The sequence below is a fragment of the Rhodococcus sp. AH-ZY2 genome (assembly GCF_030916465.1).
Taxonomy (GTDB): Bacteria; Actinomycetota; Actinomycetes; order Mycobacteriales; family Mycobacteriaceae; genus Rhodococcus; species Rhodococcus ruber.
The window spans coordinates 4,419,980-4,433,289 of the sequence record NZ_CP126458.1; the positions used below are offsets into that span (position 1 = coordinate 4,419,980).

At 68.8% G+C, this 13,310-nt stretch carries 15 protein-coding genes and 1 tRNA gene; 8 read left to right on the forward strand and 8 right to left on the reverse strand.

The genetic code is table 11. From position 1 onward, the window contains the following. The first annotated feature begins 103 nt into the window (after nt 1–103). Genes QNA09_RS21235 through QNA09_RS21245 form a run of 3 tightly spaced genes read left to right on the forward strand, consistent with a single transcriptional unit; the run spans nt 104 to nt 2,525 of the window. A complete protein-coding gene (locus QNA09_RS21235) occupies nt 104–940 on the forward strand; it encodes a hypothetical protein (protein WP_244213193.1) in 837 nt (278 codons plus the stop codon). After that, nucleotides 940–2,160, forward strand: coding sequence for a hypothetical protein (locus tag QNA09_RS21240; protein WP_119700120.1), 1,221 nt, complete (start codon nt 940–942; stop codon nt 2,158–2,160). The genes QNA09_RS21235 and QNA09_RS21240 overlap by 1 nt, the downstream gene beginning before the upstream one ends. After that, complete coding sequence (locus QNA09_RS21245; protein ID WP_010595717.1) at nt 2,157–2,525, forward strand: hypothetical protein; 369 nt, start codon at nt 2,157–2,159, stop codon at nt 2,523–2,525. The genes QNA09_RS21240 and QNA09_RS21245 overlap by 4 nt, the downstream gene beginning before the upstream one ends. 202 nt (nt 2,526–2,727) lie before the next feature. On the opposite strand, the gene QNA09_RS21250 is transcribed toward QNA09_RS21245, so the two are convergent. From QNA09_RS21250 to QNA09_RS21265, 4 genes are read right to left on the reverse strand one after another with little or no spacing between them, the layout of a single operon-like run. Beyond that, nucleotides 2,728–2,979, reverse strand: a complete 252-nt coding sequence (locus QNA09_RS21250) for a WhiB family transcriptional regulator (RefSeq protein WP_010595718.1) — start codon at nt 2,977–2,979, stop codon at nt 2,728–2,730. Next, nucleotides 2,976–3,599 carry an LUD domain-containing protein gene (locus QNA09_RS21255; RefSeq protein ID WP_010595719.1) on the reverse strand — a complete coding sequence of 208 codons (624 nt, stop codon included), beginning with the start codon at nt 3,597–3,599 and terminating at the stop codon, nt 2,976–2,978. Before QNA09_RS21255 ends, QNA09_RS21250 begins: the two co-directional genes overlap by 4 nt. Continuing rightward, nucleotides 3,596–5,098, reverse strand: coding sequence for a LutB/LldF family L-lactate oxidation iron-sulfur protein (locus tag QNA09_RS21260; protein ID WP_308072066.1), 1,503 nt, complete (start codon nt 5,096–5,098; stop codon nt 3,596–3,598). Before QNA09_RS21260 ends, QNA09_RS21255 begins: the two co-directional genes overlap by 4 nt. Further along, nucleotides 5,095–5,859, reverse strand: a complete 765-nt coding sequence (locus tag QNA09_RS21265; RefSeq protein ID WP_010595721.1) for a (Fe-S)-binding protein — start codon at nt 5,857–5,859, stop codon at nt 5,095–5,097. Before QNA09_RS21265 ends, QNA09_RS21260 begins: the two co-directional genes overlap by 4 nt. 187 nt (nt 5,860–6,046) lie before the next feature. Here QNA09_RS21265 and QNA09_RS21270 point away from each other — a divergent pair, with 187 nt between their 5' ends. The 4 genes from QNA09_RS21270 to QNA09_RS21285 all read left to right on the forward strand — a co-directional run bounded on the left by QNA09_RS21270 (nt 6,047) and on the right by QNA09_RS21285 (nt 10,007). Further along, nucleotides 6,047–7,714: an L-lactate permease gene (locus QNA09_RS21270; protein WP_308072067.1), complete on the forward strand. Its 1,668-nt coding sequence runs from the start codon at nt 6,047–6,049 to the stop codon at nt 7,712–7,714. A 107-nt stretch (nt 7,715–7,821) separates the two neighbouring features. Continuing rightward, on the forward strand, nt 7,822–8,574 hold the full coding sequence (locus tag QNA09_RS21275) for a FadR/GntR family transcriptional regulator (protein WP_029540144.1): 753 nt from the start codon (nt 7,822–7,824) through the stop codon (nt 8,572–8,574). A 12-nt stretch (nt 8,575–8,586) separates the two neighbouring features. After that, nucleotides 8,587–8,663 (forward strand) — tRNA-Met (locus tag QNA09_RS21280). Between the two features lie 204 nt (nt 8,664–8,867). Then, nucleotides 8,868–10,007: an AI-2E family transporter gene (locus QNA09_RS21285; protein ID WP_010595724.1), complete on the forward strand. Its 1,140-nt coding sequence runs from the start codon at nt 8,868–8,870 to the stop codon at nt 10,005–10,007. Nucleotides 10,008–10,011: 4 nt separating this feature from the next. On the opposite strand, the gene QNA09_RS21290 is transcribed toward QNA09_RS21285, so the two are convergent. After that, a complete protein-coding gene (locus tag QNA09_RS21290) occupies nt 10,012–10,563 on the reverse strand; it encodes a peroxidase-related enzyme (protein ID WP_308072479.1) in 552 nt (183 codons plus the stop codon). A gap of 101 nt (nt 10,564–10,664) precedes the next feature. Next, nucleotides 10,665–11,132 (reverse strand): MarR family winged helix-turn-helix transcriptional regulator, encoded by a 468-nt coding sequence (locus QNA09_RS21295; protein ID WP_010595726.1) that lies wholly within the window; start codon nt 11,130–11,132, stop codon nt 10,665–10,667. Between the two features lie 63 nt (nt 11,133–11,195). On the opposite strand from QNA09_RS21295, the gene QNA09_RS21300 reads away from it, so the two are divergent. Continuing rightward, nucleotides 11,196–11,807 carry a carboxymuconolactone decarboxylase family protein gene (locus QNA09_RS21300; protein ID WP_308072068.1) on the forward strand — a complete coding sequence of 204 codons (612 nt, stop codon included), beginning with the start codon at nt 11,196–11,198 and terminating at the stop codon, nt 11,805–11,807. 49 nt (nt 11,808–11,856) lie between these two features. On the opposite strand, the gene QNA09_RS21305 is transcribed toward QNA09_RS21300, so the two are convergent. Together QNA09_RS21305 and QNA09_RS21310 are read right to left on the reverse strand one after the other, a co-directional pair. Then, complete coding sequence (locus QNA09_RS21305) at nt 11,857–12,510, reverse strand: CoA transferase subunit B (RefSeq protein WP_010595728.1); 654 nt, start codon at nt 12,508–12,510, stop codon at nt 11,857–11,859. After that, entirely contained in the window at nt 12,507–13,253 is a 747-nt protein-coding gene (locus QNA09_RS21310; protein WP_048771497.1) for a CoA transferase subunit A, read from the reverse strand. The genes QNA09_RS21305 and QNA09_RS21310 overlap by 4 nt, the downstream gene beginning before the upstream one ends. Nucleotides 13,254–13,310: the final 57 nt, after the last annotated feature.

The window sequence follows — 13,310 nt, forward strand, 5'->3', positions numbered from 1 at the left end:
ACCGATCCCGCGGACCACGCAGAACCCCGTTCTCCCACGTCCCGGCGGCCGTTGCTCGTTCGGCGGTCCCGGTTCTCCACACCCTCGGGGCGCGGAAAACCCTGTGGACCAGATCAACTGGTATGGTTCCGCTGTCGACAAGGGGGGTCGAGAAATGTCGAAGTGGGGCGTCGTCGTCTTCGAGCTGGGCAAAGTGGTGTTGTGGTGCGTGGGGAGCGCGCTCGCCATCGGCGGGATATCGGCAGCAGGGAGCCTGCTGGCGCCGGATGTTCCGGATGCGGCGCCGGAGTGGGCCCCACCGGTCACGACGTCACGTGCCGAGTCACCTACTGCCACAACACCACGACGTGAACTGCCACCGGGATTCCCAACGATGGAGCGGGCTCCGAAACTGCCCGACGTTCCCGAGGGCGCACCGCAACCGGTACCGACGAAGTTCGGGCTCACGTACACCACGCCACCCGGCTGGTTCGGGGGAGAGTCCATTATGGGGTGGAACGGCCGTGGCGGTGAAATGATGGTGATCGGTTCGGCATCCTCCTTCGGGAATGGGTACTGCGCCGCGGAAGACACGTCCACGCTGGCGTCCGTGGGTATCACGGGGCGGCCCGCCGGTGACCTGCTGACCGTGGCTGCTCACGAGGTTCGAGCAGTCGAGTGGATGTACTCCGGCCGGGAACAGTCGCCGACGGTCGAGTATTCGGCCCCGGTCCATTTCGACATCGACGGAAATCCGGCGGTCCGGATCACGGCGCGTGTAGCCGACATCCCGCACATCCACGAATGTGCCCCGCCGGCAGCACGGTGGGACTTCGTGGCCACCACCGGCCTGGCCTCAGCGGAGGTCGCGGTCTTCGTCGTGCAGGCGGATCGCGGTGTGGCCGGCCAGCTCGACGACGATTCCATCGACGGCCTCGTCGAGTCGCTGAGGAGGTCGTGATGTCCGAGACATACGAGAGGTTCAGCGCCACCGCGAATCAGATCGCCGGCGCTGCCGTCGCTGCGCAGGAGATCGGCAACGATGTGTTGTGGGCCAACCGGTACCTCGCCGTCCACGGTGAGCCGGCCGGCACACTGGACGGTGCACTGTTGCGGACGATCCAGGACGGGTTCCGGGCAGTTCTGCCGTCGGCACAGTCTCGATACTTCGTCCTTGCCGATCTCTGCCTGAAGACCGGCATCGAATTGAACCGCTGCGCGTGGATCTACTACGACACGGAGGAACGCAACTACGAACGGCTCAATGCCAACCTCCTCTTTCCGGAGTCGATCGACGCATACGATCCGGAGACACCGGCCGCCGGCCCGGCGCGACCGTACCCCGATCCCGTCCGGACCGGGGTTGCGGGCAGGACCGAACTCCCTCACCCCGAAGCCCCCGACGAGGACGTCCGTGAGATCGTCGCGGAGGCGGCCGGCTGGCTCGGCGACGTCGACAAGACAATCGAGATGCTGACCGAGTGGAGCCCGATCGCCCAGGTGATCGAACCGCTGGACGGAAACTGGAACGAACTGCGGCGACTCGGCAACGCGTACCGCATCGCCGGGGAGGCGGTGGAGGCCGGCGGGGAGAATCTCGACGCCGTGGTGCGGGCTCTGGATCCCCACTGGAACGGGCAGGCTGCCCGGGCGTTCACGGACTACGCCGGCCGGATCGTCGACGCGCTCCGGTGGGAGGGACCGGTCGGACGCGTGGTCGAGGAGACGTGCAACCTGGTTGCGGAGAAGATCCGGGAAGGGATCGTCACCGCGGTTCGGTCGCTGAAGGAGATGCTCGAGGAAGAGGTGGCGTTCGACGACGGGATGCAGACGCTGAAGTTCGCGCTGAAGAAGGTCCCGTTCGCCGGCACGGCCGTACAGATCCTCACCCTCGCCAGGATCGTTCGGGACACGATCGCATTCGTCGACGACGTCGTGACGCGGATCCGCGAGCTCACGGACGCACTGACGGCATTTCTCGAGGCCCTGGCGTCTCCGACGAACGCCCTGCAGGAGCAGGTCGAGCACACGCTGGCGCCGTTGACCGAGGCGTACGAGCGCACCGAGCACCGGGCGGCGGTGGCTGTCGACCTCGCCGGCGTCGCAGACGTCCGCGGCCCCGCGAACAAGCCCTCCGACGCGTACTCGGTCGGCGAGAACCCCTGGGCGGATGCGCCGTGAGGGACGTGCCCTCGCATCTCGACGGTCCACTGGACCGCATCCACCGAGCCGTGACCGACCTCGACACCGCCGTGATTCGCGCACAGCGGTTCGCCGGCGCGAACCGATGCATTCAGGTCGACGATGCGGTGATGGAACAACTCGCGGCGAGCAGCGACGCCTCTCCCGCACTGCGGCAGTACGCGTCGAGAGTTGCTGCCGGACAGTGCCGCTGGTCCGAGATCGAGGCGGTGGCACATCCGGTTCCACCGGAGGTCGCCGAACTGAAGGCGAATCCGCGGTTCCGGTGGTTCCCGGCCTCGCCGCGTACCACGCCTGCGGCCGGGCAGGACCAGGAGCCGTACCGGATCCCCTGGCAGTCGTAACGCCCCCAGCGGTGTGTCCTTTGGGCTGCCAGGGCAACCCAAAGGACACACCGGCCGCGTCAGCGGCCGATGAGGGCCAGGCGCTCGATTTCGCTGAAGTCGGTGCCGGCCGCCACCGGCCGGACTGCGGCACCGCTCGCGGCCGTGGGGTGAAGCTGCTGCGGGGCGCTCCTCGTCCGAGCGGACCGGGAGCGCCTCGCCGTCAGCACCGGGCGCGGCGCTCCCGCTCCGACAGCCCGCCCCACACCCCGTGCCGCTCGCGGCCGAGCATCGCGTGGGTCCGGCACTCCGTCAGCACCGGGCAGCTCGCGCAGATCCGTTTCGCAGCTGCCTCCCGCCGTCGCCGCACGACCGGTTCCTCGCCGTCCGGGGCGAAGAAGTAGAACTCGCCGAGGGAGCGGCAACTGCCGCGGAACTGCCACCCGAACCCGGACCGGGTGCGGGTGGCGGTCATCCGACGATCACCACGATCAGGGTTCGTGGCCCGTGCACGCCCTCGACCCGCTCGAGTTCGATGTCGGACGTCGCGGAGGGGCCGCTGATCATGGTGGTGGGGCGTTCCGGCACCAGCCGCATCAGCGCCTCGGGCACCCCGACTTCGACGTCGGCGAGGGGCACGACGCACACGTGCAGGTCCGGCACGAGGGTCAGCGCGCGCCGGCCCTGGTCGGGGCCGCCGTCGAGGAAGATGGTGCCCGTCTCGGCACACGTGACCGCGGAGGCGGTGACGACGCCGTCGAGGTCGCCGAGGTCCGGGGCGGGGATCTCGGACGAGTCCACCACCACGTCGCCGTCGAACCGTGCGAGCCACGACCGGTCCAATCCCGCGGGGACCCCCACGCGGCGCACGCCGTGCTCGGTCAGCACCCGTGCGAGCACGTCGGGAAGGTCGGCCGGCGCGCACTCGTGCACGTGCGCCTTGTAGTCGACGAGCCGGTCCACGAGCAGTTCCCGCCGCTGTGCGTCCGGCAGGGTGCGCCCGGTGCGGTACTCGCGGGGTACCTGCACCGGTACCGGTGGGGCAAGTGTCCGGGCGTCGCGGATCCGGCCGAGGATCACGTCGCGGGTGCTCACTGCTGCCGTCCCTTCTCGCGCGCCTGTGCCAGCGCGGCACGTCCCTCGTCGGAGTTCCACCATTGCCGGAAGGTCTGTCTCGGCGGCGCCGGGATGTCGCGGGCTTCCGTCCAGCCGGCGAGCGGACCCGGCAGCGAGGTGATCTTCCCCTTCTTCCCGGCGAGGAGCCGGCCGAGTCCGGCCGCCTTCTGCGCGGTCGTCCAGCGACGCGACGACGACATCGCCAGTGATGCCGCCTTCATCGCGGCCGCCTCGATCCCGAACGACGCGTGCTCGACCTTCTGGTGCCGCAGTTCGACGAGCAGCGAGGGGATGTCGATCTTGACGGGGCATGCGTCGTAGCACGCCCCGCACAGGCTCGAGGCGAAGGGCAGGGTCGCGTTCGGATCCCCCGGGGCATCCATGCCGGCGAGTTGCGGGCTGAGCACGGCGCCGATCGGGCCGGGGTACGTCGAGCCGTAGGCGTGGCCGCCGGTGCGCTCGTACACCGGGCACACATTCAGGCACGCCGAACATCGGATGCAGTGCAGCGCTTCGCGTCCCATTTCGTCGGCGAGCGCCGCGGTGCGTCCGTTGTCGAGCAGCACGAGATGGAACTCCTGCGGACCGTCGCCGGGGGTGACGCCGGTCCACATCGACGTGTACGGGTTCATCCGCTCGCCCGTGGACGAGCGCGGCAGCAACTGCAGGAACACCTCGAGATCCCGGTAGGTGGGCAGCAGCTTCTCGATGCCCATCACGGTGATCAGGGTCTGCGGCAGCGTCAGGCACATGCGACCGTTGCCCTCGGATTCGACGACCGCGAGCGTGCCGGTGTCGGCGATTCCGAAGTTCGCGCCCGACACCGCGACCGGCACGGTCATGAACTTGTGACGCAGGAACTTCCGCGCCGCAGCCGCGAGATGCCGGGGATTGTCGTCCAGATCGGGGTCGACGCCCGGCATCTCGCGCAGGAAGATCTCACGGATCTCGGCCCGGTTGCGGTGGACGGCGGGAACGAGGATGTGCGAGGGCTTGTCGTGGCCCAGTTGGACGATCAGCTCGGCGAGGTCGGTCTCGTAGGCCGTGATGCCCTGCTCCTCGAGGTGCTCGTTGAGCCCGATCTCCTGGGTGGCCATCGATTTGACCTTGATGACCTCGTCGGAGCCCGTCGCGCGGATCAGGTCGGTGACGATGGCATCGGCCTCGGCGGCGTCGGCCGCCCAGTGCACGACGCCGCCACGGGCGGTCACCGCGGCCTCGAACTGGGTGAGCAGCTCCGGCAGCCGGTTCAGCACGTCGGTCTTGACGGCGGCACCGGCGTCGCGCAACTGCTCCCAGTCGGGCAGCTCGCCGGTCACGCTCAGGCGCTTGGCCCGGATGGTGTGGGTGGCCTTGCCGATGTTGCGGCGCAGCTGGGTGTTTGCGAGTTCCTGGTGCGCCGCGGCGGGAAACGCCGCGACACCCCGCAGATTTCCGGAGCCGCGCGGCGGGACGGGCGGCATGCCGAGAGCGATCACGCGGGCACCCCCTTGGGAGAGACGGCCGGTTCTACCGAGGCGAGGATCTCGGCGAGGTGGATGGTGCGGGTTCCGGTGCGCAGACGTGACAGTCCGCCGCCGATGTGCATGAGGCACGACGAGTCGCCGGCGCTGCAGTATTCGGCACCGGTTGCGGTGATGTTGCACAGTTTGTCCGCGAGCATCGCGGTGGAGGTCTCGGCGTTCTTGAGCGCGAAGGTGCCGCCGAATCCGCAGCAGGAGTCGGCCTCCGGCAGCTCCACGAGGTCGATCTCGCGGACGGCGCGCAACAGCTGCAGCGGCTTGTCCCCCACGCGCAGCATGCGCAGCGAATGGCAGGTGGGATGGTAGGTCACGCGGTGCGGGAAGTAGGCCCCGACGTCGGTGACCCCGAGGACGTCGACGAGGAACTCGGACAGCTCGTACGTCTTGGCCTTCACCTCGTCGACGCGGCTGCACAGCGCCGGCGAACCGTAGCGACCGGCGACGATCTCGTGCTGGTGCCGCACGGACCCGACGCAGGATCCGGAGGGTGCGACGACCGCGTCGATGCCGTTGTCGCCGAAGGCGTCGGCGTAGTTCTCGACGAGTGGCAACGCGTCGGGCTGGTAGCCGGTGTTGACGTGCATCTGGCCGCAGCAGGTCTGGCCGTCGGGGAAGACGACGTCGTGGCCGAGCCGCGCGAGGAGGAGGGCGGTGGCCGAGACGGCGCCGGGGAACATCGTGTCCCCGAGGCACGTCGCGAACAGGGCGATTCGCATGTGGATCTCCGCATCGGGTCTATGTGGTCAGACCACAGTAACCCATGGTCGGTGCCCTGCGTCACCCCCTGTCCGGATTTTCTGCGAATTCCCTCCGGTTCTGGATTGTGACCGAGGTCATGGTGTACGGTCCTGTGGTCTGACCACAGATCCCGTCGCGGTCCGCGACGCAAACCTGGAGTTTCATGTGGAAACCGAACTGCTCGCGGTGACGTACACACCGTCGACCACCGCCGTCGCCGGCAACCTCACCGCGACGGCTCTGCTGGGCCTGGTCCCCCTCCTGACCTTCTTCGTGCTCCTCGCCGGCCTCAAACTCAAGGCCTGGTACTCCGGGCTCGGCGCGCTCGCCGTGGCCCTCGTCGTCGCCGTCGTCGGCTTCGGGATGCCGGCGCCGCTGGCCGGACTGTCCGCCCTGCAGGGCTTCACGTTCGGCCTGTTCCCGGTCATGTGGATCGTCGTCACCGCGATCTGGTTCTACGAACTCACCGTCGTCAGTGGACGTTTCGAAGACCTGCGGCACGTGTTCAACTCCGTCGGTCACGGCGACATGCGCATCCAGGCGATGCTCATCGCCTTCTGCTTCGGCGGAATGCTCGAGGCGCTCGCCGGTTTCGGGGCACCGGTCGCGATCACCGGCGCGATGCTCATCGCGATCGGCATGCCCCCGATCCGCGCCGCCGTCACCGTACTCGTCGCGAACACCGCACCGGTCGCGTTCGGCGCCATGGCAATTCCGATCACCACCGCCGGAAACCTCACCGGTATCCCGGCGACCGAGATCGCCGCCGTCGTCGGCCGGCAGACACCGGTGCTCGCCTGGTTCGTGCCGATCCTGTTGCTGCTGCTGGTCGACGGCCGGCGCGGCGTCCGCCAGGTGTGGCCGATCGCGCTGGTCACCGGCTTCGCGTTCGCGATCGCGCAGTACTGGTGCTCGAGCCACTTCTCGTACGAGCTCACGGACGTCGTCGCCTCCCTCGTCGGCCTCGCCGCGGCCGTGGTCATGCTGCGGTTCTGGCGTCCGAGCACCCCCGACGACCAGCACTCGCACGTCACCGCGGAACCGATCGGTGCCGCACGCACGGCGATGGCGCTGTTCCCGTACCTGCTCGTCATCGTCGTGTTCGGCATCGCCAAGCTGTGGACGCTCGGCGTGGACGTGCCGAAGTGGCTGGCGGGCACCGATATCAAGGTCGAATGGCCGGGCCTGTACGGGAATCTGCTCACCGCGAGCGGAGATCCGTCGACGGGCGCGATCTACACGCTGCCGTGGCTGTCGAATCCCGGTACCCTCCTGCTGTTCTCGGGCATCGTCGTCGGCCTCGTGTACACGGTGTTCAGCGGCGGCGGCCGGTTCCCGATGACCGTGCGCCTGACTCTCAGCACCTTCCCCGGGACACTGTGGAGGATGCGGCTTTCCGTCGCCACCGTAGCCACGGTGCTCGGCCTGGCCTACGTGATGAACCATTCCGGGCAGACCGTCGCCATCGGCACGTGGCTCGCCGGAACCGGCGCGATCTTCGCGTTGCTGTCGCCGATCCTGGGCTGGCTGGGCACCGCGGTGACCGGCTCGGACACCTCGGCGAACGCGCTGTTCGCGCGGCTGCAGCAGACCGCGGGGCAGGCCGCGGGCATCGATCCGACGCTGCTGGTCGCGGCGAACACCTCGGGCGGTGTCGTGGGCAAGCTCATCAGCCCGCAGAACCTCACCATCGCGGCGACCGCTGTCGGCCGGCCGGGCAGCGAGCCGCTGCTGCTGCGCAAGGTCGTCGGCTACAGCGTCGGCATGCTGGCCCTGCTGTGCGTGCTGGTCTATCTCCAGTCGACGCCGGTGCTGTCGTGGATGCTGCCGTGAGTCGTCCCCCGGGAGGACGCGGCACGGGATCTCCTCTGCCGCACCCGGAACGCCGCGCCCGGCCGCCGAGCGTCCGGCCCGTCCGGCGACCGGCATAGGCTCACACCATGCCGCACTCCGAGCCCCGCGCATGGGAGACCGTGTTGAACCACCTCGAGCAGCAACTGGTCTCGGGACAACTCGCGCCCGGCCAACGGTTGCCCGGGGAGCGCGTCCTGGCCGCCGATCTCGGCGTGGGCCGCTCGTCGGTGCGGGAGGCCCTGCGCGTCATGGAGGCGCTCGGGTTGCTCAGCGCCCAGACCGGATCCGGGCCGACGGCGGGCGCGATGATCGTCTCGCGCCCCACCGGGGGCATGTCGATGCTCATGCGCATGCAGGTGGCGGCGCAGAGCTTCCCGGTGGCGGACGTGGTCCGGACCCGGCTCGTCCTCGAGACGGAGGTGATGCGCGCCCTGGCCGGGAGCGATCCGGCCCCCGACCTCGCCCACGCGGAACAACTGCTCGACGCGATGGACGACGCCGAACTCGTGGCCCACGAGTTCCTGGTGCTCGACGCCCGGTTCCACATCGCGATGGCGGACGCAGCCGGGAACCAGGTGATCGCGGCGATGATGACCGGACTGCGCGACTCCATCGAGAGCTACGTGCTCGCCGGCGCTCCGCTCGCCACCTGGCCCACGACGTGTGCCCGGCTGCGGTGCGAGCACCGGGGACTGCTCGAGGCGGTCCGCGCCGGCGACGCCGACCTCGCCCGCTCCCGCATCGTCGACCACATTCGTGGCTACTACGCGGAGAGCCTCGGGCGTCTCCAGGACCGCCCGGACGACCCTGGAACGGAGCACTCTCCGCCTCGTGTATAGTCGGTGATGCAACGCGGGGTGGAGCAGCTCGGTAGCTCGCTGGGCTCATAACCCAGAGGTCGCAGGTTCAAATCCTGTCCCCGCTACCACCGCCGGCCCGGACTCTCACGAGTCCGGGCCGGTTTCGTCGTATCGGCCTCGTCCGGCTCGCCTCGCGCTCGTCCCGGCCTCGTCGAGCGAAGGCATCGTCCGTCTCGATAGTGGTGGCGACCGATACATTCGCTCTGCCCGGGCGGCGCGGACGGGTAGATTCCGGCTGTGAACGGATCTGTCGGGCGACCGCGGAGAGTGCGATGAGCGAGGACGGGCCGGCCCCGCTGCCGGCACACCGCAAACGCAACGGACCCCGGGCTCCACAGTGGCTTCGCCCGGCGATCCTGTACGTCCTCCTTGCCGTCGCCGCCTACCAGCTGTCCGGTTGGCTGTTCCACAACCTGCGCGGCTTCCTCGGATTGCTGTTTCTCGCATGGTTGCTGAGCATCACGCTCGAGCCCGTCGTCGACTGGCTCGAGCGTCACGGGCTGCGCCGGGGAGCGGCCACCGGGTTGGTGCTGTTCGGACTGCTGGCGTTCGCCGTCGGATTCGTCGCTCTGTTCGGGACGTTGCTCGCCGAACAGTTGGGCCAGTTGCTGAAAGCCTTACCGGACGCGCTGACCGCAGTCACCGAATGGGCCAATCGTGTCTTCGACACGAACTTCACCACGGGTCCGGAACTGCTGCGACTGACCCCCGAGACGGTGCGCGATCTGGTTCAGCGGTTCACCCCCGGCGTGCTCGGCGTGGTGTCGTCGGTGGTGGGCGTGGTCTTCCAGGCCATGACCATGCTGCTGTTCGTGTTCTACATGTCGGCCGAGGGCCCGGCGATGCGCCGCACGATCTCGAGCTGGTTCCCGGCCCGGCAGCAACGAGTCATCTCGACCGTGTGGGAGATTTCCGTCGAGAAGGCCGGTGGCTACGTCGTCTCCCGCCTCATCCTCGGTGCGGTCAGCGCCGTGGGCACCGGCATCTTCCTCATGATCATCGGCGTGCCGTACTGGCTGCCGCTCGCGTTGTGGACCGGAATCGTCTCGCAGTTCGTGCCCACCCTCGGGACGTACCTGGCGATCGCGCTGCCCGCGATCATCGCCGCGGCCAACCAGCCGATCGACGGGTTGTGGGTGGTGCTGTTCGGCACGGCCTACCAGCAGGTCGAGAACTACGTCCTGCACCCGCGCATCACGTCGAAGACCGTGTCGATCCATCCGGCCGTCGCGTTCGGGTCGGTGATCGTCGGGGCGTCGCTGTTCGGTGCGATCGGTGCGCTGGTGTCGGTCCCGGTCGTCGCCGTCCTCCAGGCTCTCGTGGAAACGTACGGCCGGCGCTACGAACTCGTCATCGACACCGGCGACACGGACGCCACCGCCGCGCCCGGCCCCGAACCGGGCGACGGCTGAGCGGCTACGCGCGGGGGACCCGGCCTATCAGGTAGAACTCCGGATTGGGCATCATGCCGGCGACGCCGGCCATCCTGTTGCTCAGACCGAAGAACGCCGTGACGGAGGCGATGTCCCAGGCGTCCTCGTCCGTGAAGCCGTGTGCGTGCAGAGCCTCGAAGTCCGCGTCGTCGATCTCGTATGCCCGCTCGTTGACCTTGGTGGCGAAGTCGAGCATCGCGCGCTGGCGCGCGGTGATGTCCGCGGTGCGGTAGTTGATCGCCACCTGATCCGCCACCGTCGGCTTCTTCTCGTAGATCCGCAGGATCGCCCCGTGCGCGACGACGCAGTACAGGCAGTTGTTGGCGGCGGAGATCGTCGTCACGATCATCTCGCGGTCGCCCTTGGTGAGGCCGGAGTCCTCGCGCAGCATGATCGCGTCGTGGTAGGCGAAGAAGGCCCGCCACTCGGCGGGACGTCGCGCGAAGGTGAGGAACACGTTGGGCACGAAGCCCGACTTCTCCTGCACCTCGAGCACGCGCGCGGCGATGTCCTCGGGCAGATCCTTCAGTTCCATGGCGGGAAAGCGCGTACTCACGGGGGCTCCTGGTCCGTCGGCAACGAGTCTCGAAGTTAATCGTTGTTAACCGAGTTGTCCAGATCCCCCAGCCGCCCCGGCTACCGGTCGAACCACGCCTGCGCGTCGAGCCGGACGTCCTGACCGTGCGTGACGGCGCGCAGGTCGACCTCGAGGCGCTCGAGCCGGTCCGCACCGAGCGTCCGCCCCCACTCCGCCCGCAGGTCGTCGAAGATCACCGCCGACCGCCGCAGGCAGTCGAGGCCCCGGTCGGTGAGCACGACGATCCGCGCCCGCGCGTCCGACGGATCCGGCTCGCGCCGAACGTAACCGAGACGCTCGAGCCGGTCGACGGTCTTGCCGGCGGCCTGCTTGGAGACGCCGAGGCGGCGTCCGATCTCGCTCGCCGACGCGCCGGTCGCTCCGACGGCCTGCATCGCGAACCCGTGGGCCGGACGCACGTCCGGGTGACCCTCCTCGGCCAGCCGGCGATGCAGCGCGTCGACGAGCGAGCGGAATCCGGCGAACAGGAGCAGGGGCAGCTCGTAGCCCGGGGTCGGGTCTTGCACATTTTCGACAACTCGGTTTACTATTTCGTCAACCACATTGTCTATCTTATCGGAGGCCGTCCCGTGTCCACAGCATTCCTCCACCATCGACCCGAGACTGCACCCCTTGCGTCGCGGGCCACCATGGAAGCGATCCGGCAGAAGTTCGGCTACGTGCCGGCAGCCGTGGCGCTCATGGCGGAATCCCCCGAACTGTTGTCCGCCTTCACCCGCGCCGGTGCGCTGTTCGAGCGCAGCAGCCTCGACGAACTCGAACGCGAGGTGCTCGTGCTGACGATCGCCACGCGCAACGAATGCCACGTCTGCGTCGCACTGCACACCGCCGTGCTGACGCGGATGGGTGCGCCGGGCAACCTCGTCGACGCCCTGCGGGCCGGCCGACCGCTCACCGATCCCCGACTCGAGGCCCTGCGGACATTCACCGTCGCCGTGCTCGACTCGGCGGGCGCGGTCCCGGCCGACCGGTGGGCCGCGTTCACCGCCGCCGGCTTCACCACCCGCCATGCACTCGACGTCGTCCTCGGCGTCGGCACCTTCACCCTCTCGACGCTCGCCAACCGCCTCACCGGTGCCGAACTGGACCCGCCGCTCGCTTCGTTCGCGTGGCACCCCGCACCGGCTCCGACGCCGACGGGCCGAATGTCACATTCGGTCGGTCAGATCGACGCGGTGTGACATTCGGCCCGTAAGTGTTCGGCCCGTGAGCCTTTCGGAGACGGTGAGATCAGACGAGAAGGGTCGCGGCCGTCGCGGCGACGACGTCGTCGACGCTCACGCCGGGCGCGGTCTCGACGAGCTTCAGGCCCTCGTCGGTGACGTCGATGACGGCCATGTCGGTGATGATCCGCTGGACGCAGCGCTTGCCGGTCAGCGGCAGGGTGCACTCGTCGAAGATCTTCGGTTCACCCTTCTTCGTGACGTGTTCCATCATCACGATGACGCGCTTGGCACCGTGGACGAGGTCCATCGCGCCGCCCATGCCCTTGACCATCGCGCCGGGGATCATCCAGTTGGCGATGTCGCCCTTCGCGGAGACCTGCATCGCGCCCAGGACGGCGACGTCGATCTGGCCGCCGCGGATCATCCCGAACGACTGCGCCGAATCGAAGAACGACGCGCCCGCAATGGTGGTGATGGTTTCCTTACCGGCGTTGATCAGTTCGGGATCGAGTTCGTCCTCGGTCGGGTACGGGCCGACGCCGAGCACGCCGTTCTCCGAGTGCAGGATGACCTCGACGCCCGGATCGAGGTAGTTGGGCACCAGGGTCGGCATGCCGATGCCGAGGTTGACGTACTGCCCGTCCGAGAGTTCCCGGGCCACACGCGCGGCCATCTGCTCGCGGGTCAGCTTCTTCACGGTGGTGGCGGTCTGGGTCATGAACGAACCGTCCGATTCTCGATGCCGACAGCGACAGGTCCGACGGGCACGACGCGCTGGACGTGGATGCCGGGGGTGTGGATCTCGTTGGGGTCGAGCTCGCCCGGTTCGACGAGGTGCTCGACCTGCGCGATGGTGATGCGGCCCGACGTGGCGGCGGGCGGGTTGAAGTTGCGGGCGCTCGCGCGATAGACGAGGTTGCCGTGCCGGTCGCCCTTCCAGGCGTGCACCAGGGCGTAGTCGGCGACGATTCCGCGCTCCATGACGTAGGTCTCGCCGTCGAACTCGCGGACCTCCTTCGGGGGCGACGCGACCGCGATGCCGCCGTTGCCGTCGTAGCGCAGCGGAAGCCCGCCCTCCTCGACCTGGGTGCCGACGCCGGCCGGGGTGAAGAACGCGGGGATGCCCGCGCCGCCGGCGCGCAGCCGCTCGGCGAGGGTGCCCTGCGGGGTCAGTTCCACCTCGAGCTCGCCGGAGAGGTACTGGCGGGCGAACTCCTTGTTGGAGCCGACGTAGGAGGAGATGGTGCGTCGGATGCGCCCCTTCTCCAGCAGTACGCCGAGGCCGAAGCCGTCGGTGCCGCAGTTGTTGCTGACCGTCTCGAGGTCGGTGGCGCCCTGGTCGAGCAGCGCGTTGATGAGGATTTCCGGGACGCCGACCAGGCCGAATCCGCCCACGGCGATGGTGACGCCGTTCGGGATGTCGGCTACGGCCTCGGCGGCGGTGGCAACGACTTTGTCCATGCCCTTACGATAGCGCCAGTCGTACGTAATGTGAACCCTCGTCCGTCATGCGAACCA

What these genes read in the sequence shown, in the direction of transcription:
- QNA09_RS21310 (WP_048771497.1), bottom strand. Translation starts at nt 13,253, where the DNA reads ATGGACAAAGTCGTTGCCACCGCCGCCGAGGCCGTAGCCGACATCCCG.
- QNA09_RS21250 (WP_010595718.1), bottom strand. Translation starts at nt 2,979, where the DNA reads ATGACCGCCACCCGCACCCGGTCCGGGTTCGGGTGGCAGTTCCGCGGC.
- QNA09_RS21290 (WP_308072479.1), bottom strand. Translation starts at nt 10,563, where the DNA reads ATGGAACTGAAGGATCTGCCCGAGGACATCGCCGCGCGCGTGCTCGAG.
- QNA09_RS21265 (WP_010595721.1), bottom strand. Translation starts at nt 5,859, where the DNA reads ATGCGAATCGCCCTGTTCGCGACGTGCCTCGGGGACACGATGTTCCCC.
- QNA09_RS21275 (WP_029540144.1), top strand. Translation starts at nt 7,822, where the DNA reads ATGCCGCACTCCGAGCCCCGCGCATGGGAGACCGTGTTGAACCACCTC.
- QNA09_RS21285 (WP_010595724.1), top strand. Translation starts at nt 8,868, where the DNA reads ATGAGCGAGGACGGGCCGGCCCCGCTGCCGGCACACCGCAAACGCAAC.
- QNA09_RS21305 (WP_010595728.1), bottom strand. Translation starts at nt 12,510, where the DNA reads ATGACCCAGACCGCCACCACCGTGAAGAAGCTGACCCGCGAGCAGATG.
- QNA09_RS21240 (WP_119700120.1), top strand. Translation starts at nt 940, where the DNA reads ATGTCCGAGACATACGAGAGGTTCAGCGCCACCGCGAATCAGATCGCC.